This is a genomic window from Desulfovibrio sp. DV (assembly GCF_001936595.1).
In the GTDB taxonomy this organism is placed as follows: domain Bacteria; phylum Desulfobacterota; class Desulfovibrionia; order Desulfovibrionales; family Desulfovibrionaceae; genus Solidesulfovibrio.
Genome location: NZ_MLBG01000161.1, coordinates 1 through 7,190, shown reverse-complemented (window position 1 = coordinate 7,190; position 7,190 = coordinate 1). Strand labels below are relative to the sequence as shown.

Here is a 7,190-nt window from a genome sequence, read left to right as displayed (position 1 = left end):
TCCCCCACACCCCCTCCTTCCCCAAAAACTTTTAAAGGGGGGGGTGAACAATCACGACTGCATCGCCGAAGCGGGCAATCACCGATGCATCAAAAAACCAGGAAAACAAACAGTTCAATCGCGCCGATGCCCCGCCTTCTCCATCAAGGGGGCCGGGGCATTCGGGCTGCCAGCGATGGTTCCCGTCACGCGGTCTTCGGCTGTCCCGGTCCACAGCCGACCGGTTTGCCAGCCACCACCAAGAACCCCTAAAACTTTTCCCATCAAGGGGGTCCGGGGGGATTATCCCCCCGGCCGCCGGAGGCATCTTCTCTTATTCTCTTCCCTTCCTACGCCTTACTCACCGCTGCAGCGCCGGCGCGCAGGGCTTCGGCGTTTTTGGGGATGAGGTGGCTGTAGTGTTTGGCGATGACGTGGCCGAGGCTGTCTTCGACGGCGGACAGCGGCAGCACGCCGGTGGCTTCGACGTAGGCGCCAAGGGCCACCATATTGGCCATGCGGGTATTGCCGAGGCTGTCGGCAATTTCGTTGCAGGCCACGGGCACCAGACGGACGCGGGAGGCGTCGGCCAGGGCCGGGTCGATCAGGGACGAGTTGACGATGAGCACGCCGCCGTCGATGAGTTGGGGCTGGAACTTGTCCAGCGACGGGCGGTTCATGATAATGAGGCTTTTGGGGCTGCGGATGATCGGCGAACCAATGGCGTCGTCGGAGATGACGACGGTGCAGTTGGCGGTGCCGCCGCGCATTTCCGGTCCGTAGACCGGGATATAGGTGACGTTAAGCCCATGTTCCATGCCGGCGTAGGCCAGCAGATTGCCGATGAGCATGACGCCCTGGCCGCCGAATCCGGCGATGATCACGTCCTGGTAGAGGCTCACGGCTATTCCTCCTTGGCTGCGTCCTTGAAGACGCCGAGCGGGAATTCGGGAATCATTTCCTTGCCGATGCGTTCGTTGGACGCCACGGGCGAGAGCTTCCAGTTGGTGGGGCAGGTGGCCAGGATCTCGACGAAGCCGAAGCCCTCGTCGTTTATCTGGGTCTGGAAGGCCCGGCGGATGGCCCGTTTGGTCTGGGCCATGTTTTTCATGTTGTTGACCGCCGTGCGGGCGCAGTAGGCCACGCCGCCCAGGGTGGCGATGATTTCGGCCATGTGCATGGGGCCGCCTTCGCGTTCCAGGCAGCGCCCGCCGGGGCAGGTGGTGGTCTTCTGGCCGATCATGGTGGTCGGAGCCATCTGGCCGCCGGTCATGCCGTAAACGGTGTTGTTGACGAAGATGACCGAGATGCGTTCGCCGCGGTTGGCGGCGTGCATGATTTCGGCCAGGCCGATGGAGGCCAGGTCGCCGTCGCCCTGGTAGGCGAAGACAAAGGCGTCCTTGCGGGCGCGTTTGACGCCGGTGGCCACGGCCGGGGCGCGGCCGTGCGGGGCCTCGACGGTGTCGACGAGGACGTAGTTGTAGATAAAGACCGAGCAGCCGATGGCGCTGACGGCGATGGTTTTTTCCACCAGTCCGAACTCTTCCAGGCACTCGGCCACGATGCGGTGGACCACGCCGTGCTGGCAGCCGGGGCAGTAGTGGCTGGGCACGTCGGCCAGGACGTCGGGACGGTCGAAGACAAGCTGTTCCTGCATGTTAAGCCCCCTTCACGGCGGCGCGGATGGGCGCGTCGAAGTCTTCGGGTGTGGGCATGTTCCCGGGGAGAAAGCCGAAGAAGTCCGAATCGGCAATGCCGCGCACGGCCAGACGCACGTCGTCGACCATCTGGCCGAGGTTGTGCTCGATGGTGAGAAACCGCTTGCCTTGTGCGGCCAGGGCGCGCAGCTCGGCTTCGGGGAAGGGAAACAGCGTAATGGGGCGGAAAAGCCCGACGCTTAAGCCCTGGGCCCGCAGCGTGCGCACCGTGGACTTGGCGATGCGGCCGATGGAGCCGAAGGCCACCACGATCAGTTCCGCGTCGGCGGTCTCGAAAGCCTCGTAGCGCACTTCGGCCTGCATGGACTGATACTTCTGTTGCAGGTGCAGGTTCTGGCCGGCCAAGGCCCCGTCGTCGAGGAAGAGCGACTTGAGGATGCGCGGGGCGCGCTCGCCGCGTCCGGTCAGCTTCCAGTCGGCCCCGGCTTCGGGGTCGATGGGGAGCGGGGCGCGCGGGGCAACCGGCTCCTTCATCTGGCCGACGATGGCGTCGCCGAGGATGAGCACGGGATTGCGGTATTTGAAAGCCAGGTCAAAGGCCTCGAAGGTCAGGTCGTAGCACTCCTGGCAGGAGGCCGGAGCCAGCACCAGGGTGCGGTAGTCGCCGTGGCCGCCGCCCTTGACGGACTGGAAGTAGTCGCCCTGGGAGGAACCGATATCGCCAAGGCCGGGGCCGCCCCGGTTCATGTTGACGATGACGCCGGGCAGCTCCGAACCGGCCATGTAGGAGATGGCCTCCTGCATGAGCGACACGCCCGGGCTCGACGAGGTGGTCATGGCCCGCACGCCGCAGGCGGCGGCGCCAAGCAGCATATTGGCTGAGGCCACTTCGGATTCGGCCTGGACAAATTCGCCGCCAATAGCCGGCATGGCCGAGGACAACTTTTCCGGAATGTCGTTTTGGGGGGTGATGGGGTAGCCGAAGTAGCAACGGCAGCCGGCGTCCAGTGCGCCCTGGGCAATGGCTTCATTGCCCTTTATAAAGATGCGTTTGGCCGACATCACTCGTTCTCCTTGGCTTTGCTTTTGGCCGTGCGCCAGACGGTGATGGCCACGTCCGGGCACATCTGGGCGCAGGAGGCGCAGCCCGTGCATTTGTCCATATCGGCCTGGGGCAGCTCGGCCACCTTGTAGCCTTTGGCATTGAACCGCGACGAGGCCACGACAATGGACTTGGGGCAGGCCTCGACGCAAAGCAGGCAGCCCTTGCAGCGCTGCTCGTCGATGACAATCCGCGACATCTGTTTCTCCTTGGGGGCAGGGGATCGGCGCGACTCCTCCCATGGAGCGCGGCCCAGGCCCGAATAGGCAAGGCGGTGGGGAAACGCCAGACGGCTACAGAACCAGCATGGCGTCGCCGTAGGAAAAGAAACGGTAGCCGGAGGCGATGGCCTGTCCGTAGGCAGACAGGATATTTTCACGCCCGGCCAGGGCGGCCAGCATAATCACCAGCGATGATCCAGGCAAATGGAAATTCGTGACCATGCCGTCGACCACGGCGAAGCGGTGGCCGGGCCGGATGAAGATGTCGGTGAGTCCGGCAAAGGGGGAAAATGCGCCGGTTTCGCGCACCACGCCCTCAAGGGTCCGGGCGGCAGTGGTGCCAACGGCAATGACCGGCCGGCCGTCGGCCTTGGCCCGGGCCACGGCCTCGGCCGTTTCCGGGGAAACCTCGATCCATTCCTGGTGCATGGCGTGGTCGCGCAGGTCCGGGACGCGCACCGGCGAAAAAGTGCCCACGCCCACGTGGCAGGTGACGGTGGCAAAGCCAAAACCGCGCGCCGCCAGGGTTTTGAGGAGTTCCTCGGTAAAATGCAGGCCGGCGGTTGGCGCGGCCGCGCTGCCGAGCTTGTCGTCGCGGGCGTAGACGGTCTGGTAGGTGGCGCGGTCTGCGGCGTCATCGGGCCGACGGATGTAGGGCGGCAGGGGCACATGCCCGATGCGCGTGAGCACCTCCGGGAGGCTGCCGCGCCAGGCAAGCGTCACCTCGGTATGGCCAAAGGCACCCCGGGAGACGGCGGTGACGGCCAGATCCGGCCCGAACTCGAAACGGTCTCCGGGCCTGGGCGGCCGGGAAACCCGCAACAGCCCGGCGGCCGGGGCCGATGAGAAGCCCGTGGCCGGATCGGTCTCCGGTTTGAGCAGGGCCACCGGGGTGAGCAGTAAAAACTCCACCGCGCCGCCGGTCGGACGCCGGCCAAGGAGCCGCACCGGGGCCACCTTGGTGTCGTTGGCGATAAGCAGCGCGCCCTTGGGCAGCAGGTCGGGCAGCTCGGAAAAGACGGCATGGGACACGGTCCCGGCCGGACGGTTGACCACCATCAGCCGGCAGGCGTCGCGCACGGCACACGGCCGCTCGGCAATCATGCCATCCGGCAAGTCAAAATGGTACGAAGACAGCAGATCGTCGGGAGACGCGGCGGTCGATGCAACCGGGGGCGAAAGCGGATCGGACACGGGGAATTCCTGGGCAAGCCGGGGTTACGGGACAAGGGCAACAAGGCGGCGGACCGGGCGCATCCGGTCCGCCGCCCAAAACCAGTCTGGAGTGCGGCGAATCAGGCCGCGCCGGCCATGGGCGGCTGGGGCCGCTGGCCGTCCAGCACCGCCACCACGTCGGCTATGATCTGCTCGGCTTGGTCTTCCGGCACCTGGCAGGTGCCGACGTTTCTATGGCCGCCGCCGCCGTAGGACAGCATCAGCCGGCCGATGTCCACCGGATTGCTGCGGTTGAAAATCGACTTGCCAACCGTCAGCACCACGTTCTGTTTGGCCTTGCCCCAGATGACCTGCACGCTGACATCGGCGTCGGGAAACAGGGCATAGGCCGAGAACCGGTTGCCCGTGTAAATTTCTTCCTGCTCGCGCAGGTCAATCAAGAGCACCTTGCCGACCATCCTGGAGCGCTGCCGCACCATGGCCGTAAACTGGGCCTCCTGTTCGAAATAACGCTTCACCCGCTCGGCCACGTCCGGATCGGCCAGGATGGCTTCCACCGACGCGGTGCGGCACAGTTCCACCAGTTGCATCATGAGCTGGTAGTTGCTGATGCGGTAATCGCGATAACGCCCCAGGCCAGTGCGCGGGTCCATGAGAAAACTCAACAAGATCCAGCCCGATGGGTTGGCCACTTCTTCAGGCCGCAGATCGCCGCTGTCGCAGCGGTCGACATAGGCCAGCATTGCGTCAAAGTGCTTGGGGAACCGGGCATGGCCGCCGTAATACTCCCAGATGACCCGGGCGCAACTCGGCAGGGGCTTGGACACGCCGGTAAATTCAAAATCGCCCAGCCGGTCGGTCTCGCTGGTGTGGTGGTCGAACCACAGCCCGCAGCCCGGCGCATACGGCACGTTGGCCAGGATATCGTCCGGGCCGCAGGCTACCTTGCCATCCTGGACGTCTTTGGGATGCACAAACACCCACTCGTCCATGATGCCGGCTTCCTTGAGCAGCACCGCACAGATCAGTCCGTCGAAATCCGATCGCGTCAAAAGCCGCATGTCCCAAACCTCCTTGGCCTGCCGCCCGTACAGTGCGGACGCTTGATCTGTCTAACGCAAGGCCACCCCCGAAGCAACCGCGCCGCCAAAGGCCCTGCCCCGGCCGCCGGCTGATATTTCCTTTGCCAGCCAGCCCTTTTTCCTGTGAAATACCGCAAGGAACACCGCCATGCACCAACCCCCGCCCTCTATTGAACCGGTCGAAAGCCTCGACGGACTGCTCGTCCTCATGGGCCAGACCGCTGCCCTGCGCCGCGCCGCCGCCGCTGCCGTCCTGGCCGGACGCCCGCTCCCGGCCGAACTGCCGGCCGGACTGGCCCTGGCCCTGGCCGAACTGCGCAAGGCCGCCGGCCGCGACCATGTCGCCAGCCTCAGCCAAGGCGAAGACGTCAGCCTGGACCTCAATGTGGCCGAAGAAATCAACCAACTCGAAAACGACCTCGCCTACCTCGAAGACGGCCGAGAAGCCCTCCTAAAGCGCCTGGGCAAACACCGGTCCGGCCTGCGCGACGCCATCCGGCGCGGGCTCAAAATCATCGCCGGCGAAAGCGTCAATACCCTCATCTGCGACTGCGACGCCCTCTATCGGCCGGCCAGCCAACGCCTGCTCACCACCGTCCAGCCCGCCTGGAACGCCGTGGCCGCCAGCCGCTTCGCCATGGCCCGCAGCAAAAAACCCGTGCTGTGGTCCGATGCCCCGCTCACCGGACCCGGCATCATCGACCGCGCCACCATGCCGCCCCAAACTTTCGCCTACGGCGCATCGCTCGGCCGGCAATGGCAAACCCCGGACGGCAACCAGGGTGAAGCGCCCCTCTCCCAGGAAAAAGCCGACCTGCTCGAAGCCATAAACGCCCGCCTCGCCGTCCTCATGGCCGACCCGGCCTGGATCGCCTTCACCTGCGTCGGCACCGGACTCCAGTTTCGACGCGGCGAAACCAGCATCGCCCGACAAGACGCCGCCGCCTCCATCGACGAAGACGCCTCCCTGGCCCTGCTCGAACACGTCCACGACGTCGTCGATGCCGTCGATCCCGAACGCCTGCACTTTCGCGTCGATGACGACGGCCACGACCTCACCATCACCCCCACCGCCGCCAAACGCGACCTCTGGAACGACTTCTCCCCGGCCGAAGGCCTGCGCAACCTCAACGCCGCCCTGGGCCTTACCCTCGAAACGGGACCACACCTCGTCTGCTGCACCGGCCCCCAAGGCGTCAGCCTGCTCGCCGCCATGGCCGGCTTCACCACCGACCTGCGGGCCATCTTCGTCACCGACCGCGACGACCTCGCCCACCGCGCCACCACCATCTGCCCCCGCACCGCCATCGTCCGCCACCCCGACACCGTCGCCGCTATTTTGTCGGCTGCAGCGCCGTAAGTGGGGGAGAGGCCGGGGGAAGCAGGAGGAGGCAGAAGTAGAAGTAGAAGTAGAAGTAGAAGCAGAAGAGAATCGGGGCTTTGCCCCGAACCCCACCGGGGGGATGATCCCCCCGGACCCCTGCGATGGGATGGGCCGGGTGGCGTCGGCCGGGCAGGAGCAGGGACGGGAGCGGATGCGTGAAAGAGAATGGTGGCTGGGTTTTGCCGGCCGGGCCTGCCGCCAAAGCCCGGCAGGCCCGGCCGGCAAAACCCAGCCACCAACTCGCCCTCGGCGTCGCCAAGCCGACGCCGACAGGTTCGCTTCAAACCGACCAGACAGGTTCAAGCACCTTCCCAATCTGTTAAAATACTTAGCAAATTCATTGCATTAATACCAAGAAGCATCCCGCCGTCGGGAAACGGACATGCCTGTCTGGGTGGAGCGTATTGGTGTTATGCGCCCATCTGGTCGCTCTTTCTCCAACGAAATGCGGGCTTGGGATTGGGGTCGATGCGTCTGGCGCGCCAGCGACGGGCGCATCGACCCCAATCCCAAGCCCCATTCTCTCACGCCGACGCCTGCCGACTGCTTCTCCGCCCGCTTACCTGACCCTGTCGAGGGGTCCGGGGG

General features: G+C 65.4%; 7 protein-coding genes. 1 reads left to right on the top strand and 6 read right to left on the bottom strand.

From position 1 onward, the window contains the following. Positions 1 to 329 precede the first annotated feature (329 nt). From DVDV_RS21050 to DVDV_RS21025, 6 genes are all read right to left on the bottom strand, one after another. Complete coding sequence (locus DVDV_RS21050) at positions 330 to 881, bottom strand: 2-oxoacid:acceptor oxidoreductase family protein (RefSeq protein WP_075356538.1); 552 nt, start codon at positions 879 to 881, stop codon at positions 330 to 332. 2 nt (positions 882 to 883) lie between these two features. Further along, complete coding sequence (locus DVDV_RS21045) at positions 884 to 1,636, bottom strand: thiamine pyrophosphate-dependent enzyme (RefSeq protein ID WP_075356537.1); 753 nt, start codon at positions 1,634 to 1,636, stop codon at positions 884 to 886. Between the two features lies 1 nt (position 1,637). Next, on the bottom strand, positions 1,638 to 2,699 hold the full coding sequence (locus tag DVDV_RS21040; protein ID WP_075356536.1) for a 3-methyl-2-oxobutanoate dehydrogenase subunit VorB: 1,062 nt from the start codon (positions 2,697 to 2,699) through the stop codon (positions 1,638 to 1,640). Next, complete coding sequence (locus DVDV_RS21035; RefSeq protein ID WP_075356535.1) at positions 2,699 to 2,938, bottom strand: 4Fe-4S binding protein; 240 nt, start codon at positions 2,936 to 2,938, stop codon at positions 2,699 to 2,701. The genes DVDV_RS21040 and DVDV_RS21035 overlap by 1 nt, the downstream gene beginning before the upstream one ends. A gap of 94 nt (positions 2,939 to 3,032) precedes the next feature. Then, entirely contained in the window at positions 3,033 to 4,154 is a 1,122-nt protein-coding gene (queA, locus tag DVDV_RS21030) for a tRNA preQ1(34) S-adenosylmethionine ribosyltransferase-isomerase QueA (RefSeq protein WP_075356534.1), read from the bottom strand. 101 nt (positions 4,155 to 4,255) lie between these two features. Next, a complete protein-coding gene (locus tag DVDV_RS21025) occupies positions 4,256 to 5,197 on the bottom strand; it encodes an exopolyphosphatase (protein WP_075356533.1) in 942 nt (313 codons plus the stop codon). Between the two features lie 169 nt (positions 5,198 to 5,366). Here DVDV_RS21025 and DVDV_RS21020 point away from each other — a divergent pair, with 169 nt between their 5' ends. After that, positions 5,367 to 6,578 carry a hypothetical protein gene (locus DVDV_RS21020; protein ID WP_075356532.1) on the top strand — a complete coding sequence of 404 codons (1,212 nt, stop codon included), beginning with the start codon at positions 5,367 to 5,369 and terminating at the stop codon, positions 6,576 to 6,578. Positions 6,579 to 7,190 lie beyond the last annotated feature (612 nt).

Coding starts and splice junctions, on each gene's coding strand:
- DVDV_RS21045 (WP_075356537.1), bottom strand. CDS start 1,636: ATGCAGGAACAGCTTGTCTTCGACCGTCCCGACGTCCTGGCCGACGTG.
- DVDV_RS21020 (WP_075356532.1), top strand. CDS start 5,367: ATGCACCAACCCCCGCCCTCTATTGAACCGGTCGAAAGCCTCGACGGA.
- DVDV_RS21035 (WP_075356535.1), bottom strand. CDS start 2,938: ATGTCGCGGATTGTCATCGACGAGCAGCGCTGCAAGGGCTGCCTGCTT.
- DVDV_RS21040 (WP_075356536.1), bottom strand. CDS start 2,699: ATGTCGGCCAAACGCATCTTTATAAAGGGCAATGAAGCCATTGCCCAG.
- DVDV_RS21025 (WP_075356533.1), bottom strand. CDS start 5,197: ATGCGGCTTTTGACGCGATCGGATTTCGACGGACTGATCTGTGCGGTG.